We start from the raw sequence: 18202 nt of genomic DNA on the forward strand, positions 1-18202 counted from the left end.
GTCGCTCACATCCGCTCCAGGGTGGCAATGCCCAACAGTCCTAGGCCGCACTTCAACGTATCGGCCGTGAGCCTGCACAGGGCCAACCGGGAGCGGAGTGTGGCCCCTTCGGCCTTGAGCACCGGCACCTGGTCGTAAAAACGGTTGAACACCTGGCTGAGCTCAAACAGGTAGCTGCAGAGACGATTGGGCAGCAACTCCTCCTCCACCTCGGCGATCACGGCATCAAATTTCAGCAACTCCCGCACCAGAGCCCACTCCTGGGGCTCGCTGAAGCTCAAGCTGCCCGCCTCTGAGGCGGCGGAGGCTTCCAGATCACCACCCTTGCGGGCAATCCCCGCGATGCGCACCACCGCATAGAGCAAATAGGGCGCCGTATTGCCCTGCAGCGCCAGCATCCGATCAAAGCTGAACTGATAGTTGGTGATTCGGTTCTGGCTGAGATCGGCGTATTTCACCGCCGCTAGTCCCACCGTGGTGGCCACATCCTGGATGAACGCCTCGTCCTCGCTGCGGCCCTCTTCCTCGAGGCGACGACGCAGGTCGGCTTCGGCCCGCTCGACAGCTTCATCAAGCAAATCGCGCAGGCGAACCGTGTCGCCAGCCCTGGTCTTGAGCTTCTTGCCATCGTCGCCCTGCACCAACCCAAAGGGCACATGTTCCAGACGTCCGTCCTCGGGGATCCAACCCGCACGGCGGGCCACCTGAAACACACCCGCGAAGTGATTGGCCTGGCCGGCATCGGTCACATAAATCACGCGGCGAGCACCATCACCATCCGGCCCTGCTGCGTAGCGGTAGCGAATCGCCGCCAGGTCGGTGGTGGCGTAATTGAAGCCCCCATCACTCTTCTGCACGATCACTGGCAGCGGTTTGCCGTCCTTGCCGCTCACGCCCTCCAGAAACACGCATTGGGCGCCGTTGTCGGTCACCAGGAGCGCCGCCTCTTGCAGGCCTTCAAGCACAGCCGGCAGATACGGGTTGTAGAAGGACTCACCCCTCTCGCTCAAGCGAATGTCGAGTCGGTCGTAAATCTTCTGGAATTCACGACGGGACTGATCGCAGAGCAGTCCCCAAGCCTTCAGCGATACCGGGTCACCGCCCTGCAGTTTCACCACCTCCTCGCGGGAGGTGATCTGAAACGTCTCATCGTCATCAAAGCGCTTCTTGGCCTCGCGATAGAAGGCCACCAGGTCGCCGAGGTCCACCGCATCAGCAGTCTCCAGAGCGGCTGGCGCCACCTGCTTGAGATGGGTGATCAGCATCCCGAACTGAGTGCCCCAGTCGCCCACATGGTTGAGACGCAGCACCGGATGGCCACGGAACTCGAGCACCCGCGCCAACGAGTCGCCAATGATCGTGGAGCGCAAATGGCCCACATGCATCTCCTTGGCAATGTTGGGGCTGGAAAAATCCACCACCACCGGTGCCGAGCTCTCCACCGGCGGAACGCCCAGGCGGGGATCACCGAGCCGGGTGACCACCTCCGACGCCAGCTGCTCAGGGCGAAGGGTGAGATTGATGAACCCAGGGCCCGCAATTTGGGGCTCCAGGCAGAGATCGGTGAAGCCGGGGTCTGTCTGGAGCTGCTCCACGATCGCGGTGGCGATCTGCCGGGGCGCCTGCTTCAGGGGTTTCGCCAGGGGCAGGGCACCGTTGGCCTGAAAGTCACCGAACTCCGGCTTGCTGGCCGGGGCCAGCTGGGGGTCGAGCGGCCGCCCGTCCTCACGCGCTTGTGCTGCCGCTGCTGGAAACGCCCGCTCGATCGCTTCGCGCAGCTGGGTCTCCAGGGTGTGGGCGATGCGCAGCATGGAAGGGGAATGGGGCAGGGCCTGGCTCTGATCATCCCCCGGCGAGGGTGAAACGCATGCTCAGATCCAGCCAGCTGCTGCGCGTCACGGGTGCACTGGTGGAGATCAGATCAAGACCGCTGGCCGCATAGGCCGCGAGCGCATCCGGCTGGATCCCTGAGGCCTCCAGCACCACCGGTGCCGCACCGGGGCGAGCACGCGCCTCGTCCCGCAGTCGAGGCACCAACACCTTCAGCTCCTCCGGGCTGAACTCATCCAACAACACCCCATCGGCGCCGGCCCGCACGGCCGCGATCGCTTCCATCTCGGTTTCCGCTTCCACAATCACAGGCGCCGGCCAGGGGGCCGAGGCGCGCACAGCCGCCATCGCCGCCTCCACCCCCCCAGCCCAGGCCAGGTGGTTTTCCTTGAGCATCGCTGCATCGTCTAAACCCATGCGGTGGTTCAAACCACCGCCGCAACGCACGGCGTATTTCTCCAAAACCCGCAGCCCTGGCGTGGTTTTGCGGGTATCCGCCAACTGCACACCTGAGCCCTTCAGCTGGGCGACCAGTGCTGCGGTGGCCGTGGCAATCCCGGAGAGGCGCATGGCCAGGTTCAGGGCCGTGCGCTCCATCGCCACCAGCGCCTGGGCCTCAGCGTCCAGTTCGAGCACACGCTGCCCAGGCTTGACCAGCTCTCCCTCCTCCACCAGCAGCCGCACCCGAGCCGCAGGGTCGAGCAGGCACAGCAATGGCTCCACCAGCACACCACCGCAGAAACGCCCCTCAGCCTTGGCGACCCAGTGAGCAACACCATGGCAGCCATGAAGTGCTGGAGCTGTGAGATCGCCGCGGCCGAGGTCCTCCATCAGCCAGGCCTCCAGCTGCGCGCGTAGCTGCGGGGTGATCAACAAAGGTGCCACCATCAGAGCCAACTGGTGCCAGAGGCTTCCAGGGCTTCGATCGAGGGCCAGGCCCCCCAGCCAAACAGGAGCTGGTTCAGACGGTCCATCAAGGCCGGCGTCTCCTGAAGAGCCTGACGGGCGGCCCATTCGGCCTCTTGCACCTGGTCATCGGAAAGGTTGAGAGCCTCCAGCAGGCGTCGGTAAGCGACCCGCTCAGCGGCGTTGATGGCACTGTCATCCTCTGGCCCCTGACTGCTGCACGCCATCTGATAAGCGAGAGACACCATCTCGATGCGCACATCCTTGTCCTGGAGCTGGCCGACCCAGGCCTCCAGATCCGAGGCCTGTTCAGCCTGCAAAGCCGCCAGCGCATCCTCGGGATCCACCTGCGGCAACAGGCGGGCCGACAGCTTGCCCAGCAGGGCCCTCTCTTCCGGGGCCACCTCCCCATCCACACTCGCCACCCAACACAACAACTTCAACTGAGCCTGTTGCGCGGGGTTGAGGCCAGCCAGGGGATCAGTCACCGGACACACCGAGCGATAGGCCTTCATTCTGAGAGCCCAGCGGCCCTCACTTGCCGATGCAGAACCGGGAAAAGATCCGATCCAGCACTGATTCGGTGAGCTCCTCCCCGGTGATTTCACCCAGGCTGTGAATTGCCTGACGCAAATCGATCGTCCAGAAGTCCCAGGGCAGCCCCTCGGTCGCCACCTGATCACTGCGGGCCAGGGCATCGGCGGCCTCCTGAGCCAGATCCGCCTGGCGCTGGTTCAGGGAAAGCAGCAGGGAGCCATCTGTCAGGGCTCCACAACGCTCCAGCATGGCCTGCACCAACTCAGCCTCCCCAGCTCCTGTACTGGCACTGAGACGGATGTCGGCTGCAGAGCCAGTCAGCCGCACCGGGGTGTCCGTGCCAGCAAGATCCACCTTGTTGCCCACCAGCAGATGGGGCACAGCGGCGGGGATGCGTTGCCGCAGCGCCTCATCCTCAGGCGTCCAGCCCGCGCTCAGGTCAAAGAGGAGCAGCACCAGATCAGCACTGGCCAGGGCGTCATGACTTCGGGCGATACCGAGCTGCTCCACCGCATCGCTCGTCGCCCGGATGCCAGCGGTATCGAGCAGGGTGATCGGCACCCCCTCCAGCACGATCTCGCTCTCCAGCAGATCACGGGTGGTGCCGGGTAGGTCGGTCACGATCGCCCGCTCCCGACGGCTAAGCCGATTCAGCAAGGAGCTCTTGCCCACATTCGGACGTCCCACCAGGGCCACCCGCAGGCCACTGCGAAGGACAGCGCCCCGTTCAGCATCCGCCACCAACTGCAGCAGCTGAGCGCGCACAGCCTGCAGCTCCGCGAGCAACGCGGCGCCATCAAGAGGCGGCAGATCCTCCTCGAAATCCACCCGCGCCTCCAGCTCACTGAGCTGATCCAGAAGTCGTTCCCGCAGGGCCGTGATCCGTTGCTGAATCCCCCCGTCCACGCCGGCCATCGCCAGCTGCGCTGCCCGCTGACTGCGCGCCGCCACCAGATCACTGATCGCTTCAGCCCGGGTCAGATCCAGGCGACCGTTCAGCACCGCGCGCTGGCTGAACTCTCCCGGCAGGGCCCGGCGCACCCCGGGCTGTTCCAGCACCCTGGCCAGAACACGCTGGACAGCGATCACACCCCCGTGGCAATGGATCTCCACCACGTCTTCAGCGGTGAAACTGCGAGGCGCCAGCATCAAGAGCAGCAGCACCTCATCAATCCGCTCCTCGCCGTCAGCGGCGAGCACGTGGCCGTAGAGCACCCGATGGCTCTCCCAGAGCTGGGGGCCGGGAATGCGAGTCACGGCGCGCACAGCCGCCTGAGCCTGGGGCCCCGAGAGACGGATCACCGCGATGCCACCCTGCCCCGGGGCCACAGCCGTCGCGACGGCTGCAATGGTGTCCGGACCAGAGCTGCTCTCAGACATTGGCGCGTTGGGCCGGTTTCAGCTCTCTCCTCTCTACGATCGCAAGCCAAACCCTTCTCCGCAGGCGACGGACTGCACCCATGGCCCAGATGCTCCTGAAGGATGTGCAATCCAGAGTGAGACGAGCGATCATCTGGATCTGGGACCAGGAAGGCACGCCAGGACAGCGGGCCCGTGGTGTGAGCGCTGGCGTCTTCTGCGGCTGCTTTCCCTTCTTCGGGCTGCAAATCATCCTCAGCGTGGGTGTGGCGTCCTTACTGCGGGGCAACCATCTTCTGGCCGCCGCTGCCACCTTGATCAGCAACCCCTTCACCTACGTGCCCCTCTACTGGTTCAACTACCAGGTGGGTGATGCGCTCATTGGGAACGGTCAAGGTCCTGCCCTGAACAGCATCAGTCGCAGCACGCTTTGGGAGCAGGGCTGGGGCTTCAGCTCCCGCCTCCTGCTTGGTTCAGCCGTGGTGGCCACCGTGCTGGCGATCCTGATGGGAGTGCTGGCATTCCTCGCGTTTCGACGGAATCAGGTCTCCGCCAAAACAACAAGTCATCCGTAAAGCTCAGCACTGACTCAGCTACGACTTGGTTGCCTGTTCATTCCAGGCCGGCTATGGCTCAGGGGCGCACACCCCGGGCGAGGAACACACCCACAAAAGCCCAGGCCCTGGGATCGTCCACTAGGGCATCAGCAGCCTCCAACGTGGCGCGAGCCGCTTCAAGTTCCTCTCCCTCGAGCAACAGGCGTTTGAATCCGAGCGTGATATCGAGAAACGCCCGCATCCCGAGCTGTCTTGACGTCACCGTCTCCACATGCACGTCAACCGAGTCGTAGCCGCTCTCCTCCAGCAGGCGACCAAGCTGGCGGCCGATCTGGCGATTACCACCGCGCCGTTCCTGGGCACGAGCCGCATGCGTCGTGAAGGTCGCGAAGCCCTCCGGTTCGGGGACCAACGTCAACCAGCTGTCGTCAATATCAAAAATGCAGAGCACACCACCAGGCTTCAGCAGAGCTCGGATCGCCTCCAGAGCCTGCAACGGCTTTTCAAGGTGCTGGAACAGCAGCCGGGCATAGATGAAATCAAACTGCCCCTGCTCGAGGGGAGGGGCATACACATCGCCCTGTAGAAAACGAATCGACGCCAACCCCGCAGTCGCCGCTTCTTCGCGGGCGGCAGCGAGCAACTCACCGTTTAGATCCATGGCCGTGACCCGCGAATTGGGATGGGCCTGGGCGATCAATCGGCTGATCACCCCAGGGCCGCAGGCCAGATCGAGCACAACCTGGTCATCCGCCAACCCCATCCTCTCGAGCAGCTGCAGTTCGAGCTGGGCCGAGCGCTGAGCCTGAAGCTGAAGCCGCTCCAGTTCACCACTCTCGTCACCGAGGGCGGTGAAGTCATAGGAGCCGGCGGCGTTGGGAGTAGTCGTCATCAGGGGCATCCCAGCTGAGCTGAAGTAGGCGTTCCGTTGTGCTGGAAAGGCGTTCCGACAGCACCAACGCCAGGTTACGCAGCACGAGCGCCATGGCATCCGGTTGGGTGCGCAGCGCTTTGTTCAGAAAGGCCTGAGTGAGCACCAGCACCCGCATGTCCGTGGCCGCCACCACATCAGCACTGCGCTGCCTGCGGCCGAGGAAGCCCATCTCTCCGAACACATCGCCGGGCTTGAGCACAGCAAGCCCAAACCGTTGCCCCTGATGCTGCCGACTCACCTCGGCAAAGCCCTCCATCACCACAAACAGATCCTGCCGAGGCTCCCCTTCCGAAACGATGCAATCTCCAGCGGCACACTGCAGCACGGTGCCGGTTTTCAGCAGACGACGGGACTGCTCATCGCTCAACTCCTGGAGAAGCGGCAGCCCCTGGCCCGGCTGACGCAGGGCATCGCCAGCCAGCTCCCAGAATCGATCGGGATCCACCAGGCGATGGTTCAGTCCCCAATAACTCTGAGACTGTTGATCGAGCCAAATCCCATCGGCCTGTGCATCGGCGCATTGCGCAAGAGCCGGATGGCGCAACAGGGGAGAACGACTACGGCGCAGATGATCGCGATCGCGGAGGGCCAGCAACATCGGCACCTGATACCCCACACCAGGCCAGGCGATGCCGGCACAGAACCGGCGATACCCCAGCTGCTCATACAGCTCGATCAATCCGGGATGGGCGTGGCAGAGATCAAAACGGATGCCCTGCTCAAGGGCATCGGCAAAGCAACGGTTGAACAACAAACCAAGGGAGCCACCACCGCGCCAGTCGGCGCGGAGCATCAGCCTGGAGGTGTAGGACAGCGCAGCGAGGGGGGCCTGCTCAAGCAGAAAGTCCAGTGCAATTGGGCGCAAGGCTTCCAGGGCCGACGCCAGGGCTTCAAGGCGATTGAAACGAAGCGTGCCGACCAGAGCACCTTCGCCATCGCGGAGAACATAGAGGCTGGCACTGGCATCAAACCGATCCATGAGCTCGCGGCGGTCATGGTTGGCATCCGGTGGAGACTTGCCCATCTCCTCCACATACACCGCGTAACGAAAGCGAAAAACCTCCTGACGCTCGGCCTCCGAAATGGCGAGCGACACGCTGGTGTGCTGATCGGTCAAGGTCCTATCTCCTGGCGATCAGCTCTGCCCGGTCCGCGCGATATCGAGCACATCCGCCATGGAGCGGATCTGATCCATGGTGCGCTGCAACAGGTCTGCGCTGGCCAGCTCCACTCGCAAATCGATGCGGGCCGGTTTGCCATAGGCCGTTTTCACACGGGCATCGCTGACGTTGATCGATCCATCCGACAGGCGCATCAGGATGTCTTTGAGGATGCCGACCCGATCGATCACCTCGATGCGCAACTGCACGGGGAAGCGCTGACGATTGCGGGCATTCGCCGGGTTCCAGCGCACAGGCAATCGTCGTTCGCTGGGAATTGCCTCCACGTTGGCGCATTCTTGCCTGTGAATGGTGATCCCATGGTTGCCAAGGGCCACCGTGCCCACGATCGCTTCACCCGGGAGCGGGCTGCAGCAACCGCCCAGGCGGTAATCAAGACCCTCCAAGCCGAGGATCGGCACGGCATCGCCATGGTCATGGCGTGCCGGCGCTGATTCCGCCTGTTCCACCAACTTGCGAGCCACATCCTCATTGCTGAGGGGCTGGGTCTCCGCCGCGGATTGGAGACGAATTTCCTCCCGGAGCCTGTTGAGCACCTGGTGAAGGGTGACGGCGCCGAAACCGAGGGCCGCAAGCAAATCGTCGGTGCTGTGCAGGTTGCAACGCTCGGCGACACGGGTCATCGCCTCGCTGTTGAGCAAGGCATCCAAACCGCTCCGCCCCAGCTCCCGCTCCAGCAGCTCCTTGCCGCGCTGAATCGTTTCATTGCGATGGCTGCGCTTGTACCACTGGCGGATGCGATTGCGCGCCGTTGGCGTAGCCACGAAATTGAGCCAATCGAGGCTGGGGTGAGCGGTTTTACTGGTGAGAATGTTGACGAAATCACCGTTCTGCAGCGGTGTTGAGAGAGGGCAGAGGCGATCGTTGATCCTCACGCCATGGCAGTGATTACCCACCTCGGAGTGAATCCGGAACGCGAAGTCCACCGCCGTGGATCCCTTGCGCAGGCCGACCACATCGCCCTTGGGAGTGAACACGAAGACCTCTTCGTCGAAGAGATCTTCCTTGATCGACGCCAGGTAGTCGTTGTGATCATCGGCGCCCCCCTCCTGCTGCCAGTCGACCAGTTGCCGCAGCCAGTTGAACCGTTCGGTATCTCCGCCAGCCGCCGGTGACCCCCCCTCTTTGTATTTCCAGTGCGCCGCAATGCCGAACTCCGAGACCTGGTGCATCTCCAGAGTGCGGATCTGCACCTCGATCGGCCGATGCCGGCCGATCACCGCTGTGTGCAGCGACTGATAGCCGTTGGGCTTAGGAAGGCCGATGTAGTCCTTGAAGCGTCCGGGGATCGGCCGAAAGGTGTCGTGCACCACGGCCAGGGCCCGATAGCAGCTCTCCACATTGGGCGTGATGATGCGCAGGGCGGCCACGTCGTAGATCTCGTGGAATGCCTTCTGCTGCCGCTGCATCTTGCTCCAGATGCCATAGAGGTGTTTCGGTCTACCGCTCACCTCACAGCTGCCAAGGCCCACAGCCGCCAGACGATCGCTGAGCAGTTGCACGGTCACCCCAAGGCGTTCCTCACGCTCGCTGCGCTTGGTGGCCACCTGCTGCTGGATCTCCCGGAAGGCTTCCGGCTCCAGCAACTTGAAGGCCAGGTCTTCCAGTTCCCATTTGAAGCGACCGATGCCAAGACGATTGGCCAAGGGGGCATAGATCTCCCGGGTTTCCCGGGCAATGCGCTGACGCTTCTCCTCCTTGAGCGACCCGAGGGTGCGCATGTTGTGCAGACGATCCGCCAGCTTCACCAGCACCACGCGGATATCGCTGGCCATCGCCAAGAACATCTTGCGCAGGTTCTCCGCCTGAGCTTCGGTGCGGTTGGTGAAGTGAAGTCCCCCCAGCTTGGTGACACCCTCCACCAGCTCACGCACCTCGGCGCCGAAATGATTTTCGAGCTGTGCGGGAGTCAGATCGGTGTCTTCCACCACGTCATGGAGGAAGCCGGCGGCGATCACTGGCGCACTGGCACCGATATCGCGCAGCAAGTCGGCCACGGCCACCGGATGCACGATGTAGGGGTCGCCGCTGGCGCGGAACTGACCCTGATGCAACTGGAACGCGAAATCAAACGCTGCCGCCAGAAGCGCTTCGGGGTCGGTCGGGCAGCTGTATCCCTCGCCAGGGGGCACATGGGTGAGACACTCCCGCAGCCAGTCGGGCAGGTCGATGCCGTAATCCTCGATCGTGCGGATCGGATGCACCCTTGGCACAGGCTGGTCGCACCCCTCTGCTGCACTGACCGCATCGGTCTGTGTCGGTTCCGGCGCAGAGGTGACGTTCAGCATCCGACCCGGCAGGGTCAATCCATGGTATTGAGTCGGGTGCCCCTGTGCTGCCATTGATGTCCAGCGGTTCTGGGTTGGTGCTGGAGCTCAAGCAGTTGAGGCTGCGCTACCCGAGCAGTGATCGCTGGACCCTGGATGGGCTGGACCTTGAGCTGGAGCCGGGGGAGCGCCTCGCCCTGGTGGGCCCCTCCGGCTGCGGGAAAAGCACCGTCGCCAGAGCTGTGCTCCAGCTGCTGCCGGCCGGAAGCCAGTGCCTCGGCGGCCTGAAATTGCAGGGTCAGGACCCCAGAACGCTGGGCCGCTCAGCACTCCGGCAGCTACGCGGCGAAGCGGTGGGCCTGGTCTTTCAGGACCCGATGACCCGCCTCAATCCGTTGATGACGGTGGGGAATCACCTCCTCGACACCCTCAGAGCCCACAGGCCGGCCACTCCATCCACAAAACGGCGCAACCGGGCCGAACAGCTGCTGGAAGCGGTGGGCATCGGAGCCGAACGCTTCGGCGCCTACCCCCATGAATTCAGCGGTGGCATGCGCCAGCGCCTGGCGATCGCTCTGGCCATGGCCCTTGATCCGCCGCTGGTCATTGCCGATGAACCCACCACCAGCCTGGATGTGGCCGTGGCGAACCAGGTCATGGGCGCTCTGCAGACGCTTTGTGCAGAGCGGGGAAGCGCCTTGCTGCTGATCAGCCACGACCTGGCGATGGCCAACAGGTGGTGTGAACGGATGGCCGTGCTCGATCAGGGGCGGGTGGCGGAGCTCAACAGCAGCCTCACCGTGCTGACAGAGCCCCGGTCCGACGTGGGCCAGCGTTTGGTGGCGGCAGCACGCCAACGGGAGGGAGGGCAGACCCCGGCAGCACCAGAGAGCCGACTGCTGCTCCGCGTGGAGAACCTGCGCTGCTGGCACAACCTGGGGGGGCCACCCTGGGCACCCCACTGGCTCAAAGCGGTGGATGGGGTGAGCTTTGCGCTGCAGGCGGGGGAATCCCTCGGTGTGGTCGGCGGCTCGGGCTGTGGCAAGAGCACGCTCTGCCGCGCCCTCATGGGCCTGAATCCGATTCGGGGCGGGCAGGTGTGGCTCAACGGGCAGGAGCTGTTGCGCCTGCGCGGCCCCCAGGAGCAACTGGCGAGGCGTTCGATCCAGATGGTGTTCCAAGACCCCTTGGCCTGCCTGAATCCGGCCATGCGCGTGGTCGATGCCATCGCTGATCCGCTGCTCATCCACGGCTTAGCGAAACCGGCAGCCGCACGGGAACGGGCCCGGGAGCTGCTGGAACTGGTGGGCCTGACTCCGGCCGAAGAGTTTCAGAACCGTCGGCCCCGGCAGCTCTCCGGCGGCCAGCAACAGCGGGTGGCCATCGCCCGGGCCCTCGCCCTCGACCCACGGGTGCTGATCTGCGATGAGAGCGTGAGCATGCTCGATGCCGAGATCCAGGCTGAAGTGCTCATGCTGCTGCGCGGTCTGCAGGCCCGCCTTGGAGTCGCGATGCTGTTCATCACCCACGACCTCTCCGTGGCCAGTGGGTTCTGCCACCGGGTGATCGTGCTCGACAAAGGCAAGATCGTGGAGGAAGGCCGCGGTGATCAGGTGCTGCAAGCACCGGAAGCGGCAATCACCCGAAAGCTGGTGGCGGCGTGTCCCCGCCTACCCGCCGCCTGAGCACCGCCAACAGCTTCTCCATCACGGCCGGCAACGGCGCCTCAAACAGCATCCGCTCCCGCGTAATCGGATGGTCGAGGCCGAGTTGAAAGGCGTGCAACGCCTGGCCCGGAAGCTCGATCGGTAATTTGCGGCAGCGGCTGTAGGTGGGGTCCCCCACCACCGGATGGTTCATGTGAGCGCAATGCACCCGGATCTGGTGGGTGCGGCCGGTGTCGAGCTTGAAACGCAGCAACGAGTAATCCCCCAACCGCTCCAGCAGGCTCCAGTGGGTGCAGGCATAACGCCCGCTCTCTCCGCTCACCACCGCATATTTCTTGCGATCCGCTGGATGGCGACCGATGGCGCCAACGATCGTGCCGGAATCTCCCTGGGGCACCCCATGCACCACCGCGAGGTACTCCCGAGACGCGATCCGTTTCTGGATCTGCACCTGAAGCTTCACTAACGCCTCCTGGGATTTGGCGATCACGATGCAACCGGTGGTGTCCTTGTCGAGCCGATGCACGATGCCCGGCCTGAGCTTGCCGCTGATCCCCGGTAGATCGGGGCAGTGGTGAAGCAAACCATTCACCAGCGTGCCGTCTTTGTTACCCGGTGCCGGATGCACCGTGAGCCCCGCCGGTTTGTTGATCACGATCAGGTGCTCGTCTTCAAAGAGCACATCGAGATCCATCGGTTCCGGCTTCAGGTAAGGCAGCGGTTCCGGCGGTGGCATCCACAGCTGCACCTCATCGCCCTGGCGCAGGGGGGTCTTGGCCTTGCCGGTCTGGCCGTTCACCCGCACGAAGCCAGCGTCAATGAACTTCTGAATCCGGGCCCGGCTCTGCTCGGATCGCTGGCTCACCAACCAGCGATCCAGACGCATCGGCAGGGGCTTGGGATAGGTGAGCGACACCAGCTCGCCCTCCCCTTCGCCGAAGGCCTGAGTGAAGACCTCCTCGGGCAGCGGAGGCCTCAAACCGGCAACTCCAGGGCAATGCTGCCAAGGACCGACTTGCGAAAGTCATCCATCAGGCGCTGGCTCATCCGCGCCGTGTCGGCCGAGGTGTGACGCTCTGCAGCGGCCTGCATCCAGAGGGCTGGATCAGCCGTGTCCCCAGCCAGCGGGATGCCGTAACGCGACTCCAGCAGTGTCAGAGACACCCCGGAGCCCTGGCGCTGCTCCAGCGCCGCCAACAGACGCAGAAACGCTTGCGCGACGAGTTCACCGTCATAGGCGGCCTGACCGATGTCATCACAGAGAGCCAGGTGCAGCGCCGCTCGCTGGTCATCCAGCCGCGGCGGCAGCACGCCGGGGGCATCGAGCAGATCCAAGTCCTGCCCTAAACGCACCCAGCGCAGGGTGCGGGTGACCCCAGCACGGCGGGCACTGGCGACCACCTTCTGCTTCACCAGACGATTGATCAGCGCCGATTTCCCCACATTCGGGAAGCCGAGCGTGAGGGCCCGCACCGGCCGAGGACGCATTCCTCGGTTGCGGCGTCGTTCATTCAGCTGATCGCCGGCGCGGATCGCTGCCTGCTGGAGCTGTTTCACACCCGTTCCGGCCTTGGCATCACACCAGACCGTGCTCTGCCCCTGTCCCTTGAACCACTGCTGCCAGGCCTCGCGCGCCTCAGCGGTGACCATGTCGCGTCGATTAATCACCAGCAGGTGCTGCTTGCCCGTGATCCAGCGATTGAGGTGGGGGTGGCCGGTGGCCAGAGGGATCCGGGCATCGCGCACCTCGATCACCAGATCCACCTTGTCGAGATTGCGCTTGAGCTGCTGCTCCGCCTTGGCGATATGGCCTGGGTACCACTGAATCGGGGGGGAACTCACGGCACGACCAACACAGGGCAAGGGGCGAGCTGAATCACCCGTGCGGCGGTGCTTTCGGTGTCTGTGTCCAGATTCACGCCGCGGGTGCCCATCACGATCACATCCACATTCAACTCGTCGGCCACATCACAGATCACAAAGGCCGGCTTGCCCTCCCGCTCGATCACCTCGCAATCGAGGCCTGCATCCGCAAAACGTTGGCGAGCCTGCTCGAGCAGCACGGCCACAGCCGCAGGGTCATGCATCTCGGGCCGCTCAGGCTGCACCACAGACAGCACGATCAGGCGACTGCCATGGCTCTGGGCCAGTTCCAGGGCCTTGCCGGCGGTTTCGATCGCCTGGCGGCTCTGATCAATCGGAAACAGAACGGTGCTGAACATAACGGCCATCCCGATGCAGACCTTTCAGGCCAGTCCTAGCGAGTGCTGCGGAACTCGGGTTAATGTCACCCCGTTTTCTTACCGCACGACACAACCCCATGGCGAAGCGTTCCCTGGCCAGCCTCTCCGGCACCGACCTCAGCGGCAAACGCGTGCTTGTGCGGGTTGACTTCAACGTGCCTCTCAACGATGCCGGCGCCATCACCGATGACACCCGCATCCGCGCTGCCCTGCCCACCATCAACGATTTGATCGGCAAGGGCGCCAAGGTGATCCTTTCCGCTCACTTCGGCCGTCCGAAGGGCCAGGTGAACGAGGCCATGCGTCTGACACCCGTGGCCGCACGCCTGAGCGAGCTGCTCGGCAAGCCTGTGGTCAAGACCGAGAGCTGCATCGGCCCCGATGCCGAAGCCAAGGTGGGCGCCATGGGCAATGGCGATGTGGTGCTGCTGGAGAACGTGCGTTTCTTCGCTGAGGAAGAGAAGAACGAAGCCGGTTTCGCCGAATCCCTGGCTGGCCTAGCCGATGTGTATGTGAACGACGCTTTCGGCGCCGCCCACCGGGCTCACGCCTCCACCGAGGGTGTGACCAAGTTCCTGAAGCCTTCCGTCGCCGGCTTCCTGATGGAGAAGGAGCTCCAGTACCTGCAGGGTGCTGTGGATGAGCCCAAGCGCCCCCTCGCTGCCATCGTCGGTGGCTCCAAGGTGAGCTCCAAGATCGGCGTGCTCGAAGCCCTGATCGACAAGTGCGACAAGGTGCTGATCGGCGGCGGCATGATCTTCACCTTCTACAAGGCCCGCGGCCTCGCCGTGGGCAAGAGCCTGGTGGAAGACGACAAGCTGGAGCTGGCCAAGGAGCTGGAGGCCAAGGCCGCTGCCAAGGGCGTGCAGCTGCTGCTGCCCACCGATGTGGTGCTGGCGGACAACTTCGCTCCCGATGCCAACAGCCAGGTGACTGCGATCGACGCAATCCCCGACGGTTGGATGGGCCTCGACATCGGCCCCGATTCGATCAAGGTGTTCCAGGAGGCCCTGGCCGACTGCCAGACCGTGATCTGGAATGGCCCCATGGGCGTGTTTGAGTTCGACAAGTTCGCCGCTGGCACCAACGCCATTGCCACGACCCTGGCCGAACTGAGCGGCAAAGGCTGCTGCACGATCATCGGCGGCGGCGACTCCGTGGCCGCAGTGGAAAAGGCCGGCCTGGCCGAGAAGATGTCCCACATCTCCACCGGCGGTGGCGCCAGCCTCGAGCTGCTGGAAGGCAAGGTGCTGCCCGGCGTCGCCGCCCTCGACGAGGCTGCTTGAAGAAAGGAGCTGCTTGAGGAAAGCAGCTGCTTGATCAGACAGCAGGAGCTTCAGCTCCCCCGCGGGCCGTTCCACCAGGAGCGGCCTTTTTGCTGGTGCTGCTCAGCCCGGCGCCAGCCCTGGTGATCAGGGCGCAGCGGCAGGCCCAGACGGCGACGTTCCGCATTGATCACCTGTCGGCCCTGCGCATGAAGCAGACGACGGGCCTGGCGCTGGTTCTGCTGGCAGCGGCCAAAGGCCTCGGGTGTGCGCGCCCGCTCCAGACAGCGCCGCTGTGCACGCAACAGGGCCAGGCGTTGGTCGTAGCTGCGTAGCTCCCAGTCGCGGCGAGTCTGAAACAACTGCTGTTCCTGGCTGTCGGTGAGCCCCTTGAGATTCTGTTCTTGGGTCGACCAGGGACGCCCCGGTTCTGGGTCAGCCAAGGCCAGACCTGGTTGCAGGGCAGCGACCGTGAGGGCCGCACAGGCCACCCGCTGAGCCTGCTGCCAACGCGTCGTGAACGCCATGGAATCCATCCGTAAGAGGACCCGCTCATGCTGCGGCGATCGGCAGGGCAGGATCTGACCGGAACGGCCGCCAACGATGACTGAATCTGACCTGCAGGCCCCAGCCCCTATCGCCTGCATCGGCCTGGGGGCCCTGGGGCTGCCGATGGCCATCAACCTTCGGCGCGCGGGCTACGAACTGCACGTGCATACCCGGAGCCGAACCCCCGAGAGCGATCCCGCTCTTCAAGGCGCTCCAGGGGCAGACACCCCCGCCGACACGGTGCAGGGCTGCAGAGCCCTTCTGCTCTGCGTGAGCGATGACGCCGCTGTGGAAGCCGTGCTCTGGGGGGAGCACGGTGCTGGGCCGGCCCTGACGACCGGCAGCCTGGTGATCGACTGCTCCACCATCAGCCCGGCCACATCCCAGGCCATGGCGCAACGCCTGGCGGTGCGCGGTGTGCGCTATCTCGATGCTCCGGTCACCGGAGGCACGGAAGGAGCGAAAGCCGGCACACTCACCGTGCTCTGTGGCGGCAGCGACGCCGATCTGAAACGAGCCCTGCCGGTCCTGGAGGCGATCGGCGGCTCCATTCACCACTTCGGTGCCGTCGGCAGCGGCCAACAGGTGAAAGCGGTGAACCAGGTGCTGGTGGCCGGCAGCTATGCCGCCGTGGCTGAGGCGATCGCCCTGGGACAGCACCTGCAGCTGCCGATGGAGCAGGTGGTGGACGCCCTGCAACACGGGGCGGCTGGATCGTGGGCTCTGCAGCACCGCTCCGGGGCGATGCTCGCCGACACCTACCCACTGGGCTTCAAGCTGGCCCTGCACCACAAGGATCTTTCGATTGCCCTGGAGACCGCCCAGGCGGCAGGCCTGGAACTGCCGATCACCGCAGCCGTGCGCGCCCAGGAAGCTGAACTGATCAACAACGGACTTGGCGATGCGGATGTCTCCGCGCTGCGCCGCGCCCTACCCAGAAACACAGGCACCACAAAGGCACAAAACCGTTACGAAAACGAAACGCTTAAGTAACGAAATCGCGCCTGAAGGAGCTCAGAGCTGGCTGCGGTCGTTCACCACCCGCACCCGCTTGGTCACGGTGATCACTCCCTCCGGGTGCACCACCAGAGCGGCCCAGGTCTGAGAACCGGGCTGGAAGGGAGCCTGCACGGATTTGAACAGACCACCACCGCCCAGGGGCTCGAGCTGGATGTCCGGACTCTGCTGCTCGGCCACCTGCGTCGGGGTCAAACCGATCAGACCACCGGCGAGCAAGGCGTCACCGAGGGGCTGATCCAGCACCACATCCACGTCGTAACGACTGCCGGTGAGCACCGCATCGGGAATCAGGAGGCTGACGGGCAGGGGCTTGCTGGCACTGGTGAGAACCGACTCCTCCTGAAGGATCTCCTGGCCGGTGATCAAGCCCCCTTGGGTGCTGACGGCCAGTTGCTGGCTGGCCTTGAGCGTGTAACGCAAGCCATCTTTCTCGCGGGTGCCGCTCACGGCCACACTCAACGTCGGGCGACCATCAGCCAGGGGCTGCCCTGCCCGCAAGCTCCAGCGGGCATCGGGGAACTCAGCAGCGAAGCGCCGATAGCGACGGCCAATGACCCCCTGCTGCTCCGGCGCCAGGAGGGCATCAAGCCCGTTCTGCTGCGGAGCATTCAAGGCCTGCTGCAAACGCTGAACCAGACCAGATGCTGGGCTTGCAGGCTGAGGGGTGCCTGCCGCCAGGGCGGAGCCACTGGCCAACAGCAGGGCCGAGAGGGCGGTGAGAGCGGGTCGGAACACGCGGCTGAACCTCGTCGGCACTGCCTTTAAGTTAAGGCGCCTTTTGAACGCCGCCCGCTGCCATGTCTCGGCTTCTGATCGCCGCCAGCGGCACCGGCGGTCATCTGTTTCCCGCCCTGGCCGTTGCCGAAGCCCTGCCGGACAGCTGGCAGGTGCGCTGGCTGGGGGTGCCCGATCGGCTCGAAACCACCCTGGTGCCGGAGCGCTATGGACTGGAGACCGTGCGGGCGGGCGGCCTGCAGGGACGGGGGCTGCGCAAACTGCTGCAACTGGTGCAGCTGCTGGCCGCCAGTGGCGCCGTTCGGCGCCTGATCCGCCGCCAGCGAAGCCGCGTGGTCTTCACCACCGGGGGCTACATCGCCGCACCTGCGATCCTTGCGGCCCGCTGGTGTGGGGTGCCGGTGGTGCTGCACGAATCCAATGCGGTCCCCGGCCGAGTCACTCGGCTGCTCGGACGCTTCTGCACCCAGGTGGCCGTCGGTCTGCCTGCGGCAGCTGAGCGCATTCCGGGCTGCCGGGCCCTCGTCACCGGCACACCGGTACGCAAGGAGTTTCTCTGCCGCCAGACCTTGCCGGACTGGGTCCCACAAGGTCCTGGCCCACTCCTGGTGGTGATGGGCGGCAGCCAAGGAGCCGTAGGCCTGAATCGCATGGTGAGGGCGGTGCTCCCCAGGCTGCTGACGGCAGGCTGCCGCGTGGTGCACCTGAGCGGCAGCAGCGATCCGGAATCGGGAAGCCTCCAGCACCCCTCCCTGGTGGAACAGCCCTTCAGCGATGCAATCCCCGCGTTGCTGCAACATGCCGATCTGGTGATCAGCAGGGCCGGCGCCGGAAGCCTGAGCGAACTGGCGGTGTGCCACTCCCCCACGGTGCTCGTGCCCTTTCCCCAGGCAGCAGACCAGCACCAAGATGCCAATGCGGCCTGCGCCGCTGCCCTCGGCGCCGCCGTGATCGTGCATCAGCACGAGCCGGAGCATCACGCCCTGGCCGACTGCCTCTGGCGGCTGCTTGGCCCACGCCTGCGGGGCTGTGATCCCGCCGTTGACCCCCTGATCAAGCTCGCTGAGGGGATGGAACGGCTGGAGGTGCGCGATGCCGAGCAGCGGCTGGTGGAGGTGTTGATGAGGCAGCTGCGTTGACAGCAGGCTGGTT

17 protein-coding genes are annotated in these 18202 nt (G+C 64.7%); 5 read left to right on the forward strand and 12 right to left on the reverse strand.

Annotated elements, in window-relative coordinates:
• Nucleotides 1-5 precede the first annotated feature (5 nt).
• Genes argS through mnmE form a run of 4 tightly spaced genes read right to left on the reverse strand, consistent with a single transcriptional unit; the run spans nt 6 to nt 4653 of the window.
• A complete protein-coding gene (gene argS / locus CWE16_RS00440; RefSeq protein ID WP_131592107.1) occupies nt 6-1811 on the reverse strand; it encodes an arginine--tRNA ligase in 1806 nt (601 codons plus the stop codon).
• A gap of 31 nt (nt 1812-1842) precedes the next feature.
• Nucleotides 1843-2718 carry a carboxylating nicotinate-nucleotide diphosphorylase gene (gene nadC, locus CWE16_RS00445; RefSeq protein ID WP_131592930.1) on the reverse strand — a complete coding sequence of 292 codons (876 nt, stop codon included), beginning with the start codon at nt 2716-2718 and terminating at the stop codon, nt 1843-1845.
• Nucleotides 2718-3224: a TerB family tellurite resistance protein gene (locus CWE16_RS00450; RefSeq protein WP_236629485.1), complete on the reverse strand. Its 507-nt coding sequence runs from the start codon at nt 3222-3224 to the stop codon at nt 2718-2720. The genes nadC and CWE16_RS00450 overlap by 1 nt, the downstream gene beginning before the upstream one ends.
• A gap of 46 nt (nt 3225-3270) precedes the next feature.
• Nucleotides 3271-4653: a tRNA uridine-5-carboxymethylaminomethyl(34) synthesis GTPase MnmE gene (mnmE, locus tag CWE16_RS00455; RefSeq protein WP_131592111.1), complete on the reverse strand. Its 1383-nt coding sequence runs from the start codon at nt 4651-4653 to the stop codon at nt 3271-3273.
• Nucleotides 4654-4733: 80 nt separating this feature from the next.
• On the opposite strand from mnmE, the gene CWE16_RS00460 reads away from it, so the two are divergent.
• Complete coding sequence (locus CWE16_RS00460; protein ID WP_131592113.1) at nt 4734-5207, forward strand: DUF2062 domain-containing protein; 474 nt, start codon at nt 4734-4736, stop codon at nt 5205-5207.
• A 58-nt stretch (nt 5208-5265) separates the two neighbouring features.
• On the opposite strand, the gene CWE16_RS00465 is transcribed toward CWE16_RS00460, so the two are convergent.
• The 3 genes from CWE16_RS00465 to CWE16_RS00475 are packed head-to-tail and all read right to left on the reverse strand — an operon-like array spanning nt 5266 to nt 9592.
• Entirely contained in the window at nt 5266-6081 is an 816-nt protein-coding gene (locus CWE16_RS00465) for a class I SAM-dependent methyltransferase (protein ID WP_131592115.1), read from the reverse strand.
• A complete protein-coding gene (locus tag CWE16_RS00470) occupies nt 6047-7240 on the reverse strand; it encodes a cyclic nucleotide-binding domain-containing protein (protein ID WP_131592117.1) in 1194 nt (397 codons plus the stop codon). Before CWE16_RS00470 ends, CWE16_RS00465 begins: the two co-directional genes overlap by 35 nt.
• An 18-nt stretch (nt 7241-7258) precedes the next feature.
• Nucleotides 7259-9592 carry a RelA/SpoT family protein gene (locus CWE16_RS00475; RefSeq protein ID WP_131592119.1) on the reverse strand — a complete coding sequence of 778 codons (2334 nt, stop codon included), beginning with the start codon at nt 9590-9592 and terminating at the stop codon, nt 7259-7261.
• Between the two features lie 56 nt (nt 9593-9648).
• On the opposite strand from CWE16_RS00475, the gene CWE16_RS00480 reads away from it, so the two are divergent.
• Entirely contained in the window at nt 9649-11256 is a 1608-nt protein-coding gene (locus CWE16_RS00480; protein ID WP_131592121.1) for an ABC transporter ATP-binding protein, read from the forward strand.
• Here the strand turns inward: CWE16_RS00480 and CWE16_RS00485 are convergent.
• Genes CWE16_RS00485 through CWE16_RS00495 form a run of 3 tightly spaced genes read right to left on the reverse strand, consistent with a single transcriptional unit; the run spans nt 11210 to nt 13460 of the window.
• Nucleotides 11210-12217 carry an RluA family pseudouridine synthase gene (locus CWE16_RS00485; RefSeq protein WP_131592123.1) on the reverse strand — a complete coding sequence of 336 codons (1008 nt, stop codon included), beginning with the start codon at nt 12215-12217 and terminating at the stop codon, nt 11210-11212. The two genes, CWE16_RS00480 and CWE16_RS00485, sit on opposite strands and share 47 nt — an antisense overlap.
• On the reverse strand, nt 12214-13080 hold the full coding sequence (gene ylqF, locus CWE16_RS00490) for a ribosome biogenesis GTPase YlqF (RefSeq protein WP_131592125.1): 867 nt from the start codon (nt 13078-13080) through the stop codon (nt 12214-12216). Before ylqF ends, CWE16_RS00485 begins: the two co-directional genes overlap by 4 nt.
• Nucleotides 13077-13460: a universal stress protein gene (locus CWE16_RS00495; protein ID WP_131592932.1), complete on the reverse strand. Its 384-nt coding sequence runs from the start codon at nt 13458-13460 to the stop codon at nt 13077-13079. Before CWE16_RS00495 ends, ylqF begins: the two co-directional genes overlap by 4 nt.
• Before the next feature lie 98 nt (nt 13461-13558).
• Between CWE16_RS00495 and CWE16_RS00500 the strand changes: the two genes are divergently transcribed.
• Nucleotides 13559-14767 (forward strand): phosphoglycerate kinase, encoded by a 1209-nt coding sequence (locus CWE16_RS00500; RefSeq protein WP_131592127.1) that lies wholly within the window; start codon nt 13559-13561, stop codon nt 14765-14767.
• A gap of 50 nt (nt 14768-14817) precedes the next feature.
• Here CWE16_RS00500 and CWE16_RS00505 read toward each other — a convergent pair whose 3' ends face one another.
• The gene (locus CWE16_RS00505; RefSeq protein ID WP_201737934.1) at nt 14818-15273 is read right to left on the reverse strand and encodes a hypothetical protein; all 456 of its coding nucleotides are present in this window, start codon (nt 15271-15273) and stop codon (nt 14818-14820) included.
• A gap of 76 nt (nt 15274-15349) precedes the next feature.
• On the opposite strand from CWE16_RS00505, the gene CWE16_RS00510 reads away from it, so the two are divergent.
• A complete protein-coding gene (locus tag CWE16_RS00510; protein WP_131592129.1) occupies nt 15350-16288 on the forward strand; it encodes an NAD(P)-dependent oxidoreductase in 939 nt (312 codons plus the stop codon).
• 21 nt (nt 16289-16309) lie between these two features.
• Here CWE16_RS00510 and CWE16_RS00515 read toward each other — a convergent pair whose 3' ends face one another.
• On the reverse strand, nt 16310-17050 hold the full coding sequence (locus CWE16_RS00515) for a hypothetical protein (RefSeq protein WP_131592131.1): 741 nt from the start codon (nt 17048-17050) through the stop codon (nt 16310-16312).
• Between the two features lie 62 nt (nt 17051-17112).
• Between CWE16_RS00515 and CWE16_RS00520 the strand changes: the two genes are divergently transcribed.
• Nucleotides 17113-18189, forward strand: a complete 1077-nt coding sequence (locus CWE16_RS00520) for a UDP-N-acetylglucosamine--N-acetylmuramyl-(pentapeptide) pyrophosphoryl-undecaprenol N-acetylglucosamine transferase (protein ID WP_131592133.1) — start codon at nt 17113-17115, stop codon at nt 18187-18189.
• The last annotated feature ends 13 nt before the right edge of the window (nt 18190-18202 follow it).

Source organism: Synechococcus sp. BS55D (assembly GCF_004332415.1).
Taxonomy (GTDB): domain Bacteria; phylum Cyanobacteriota; class Cyanobacteriia; order PCC-6307; family Cyanobiaceae; genus Synechococcus_C.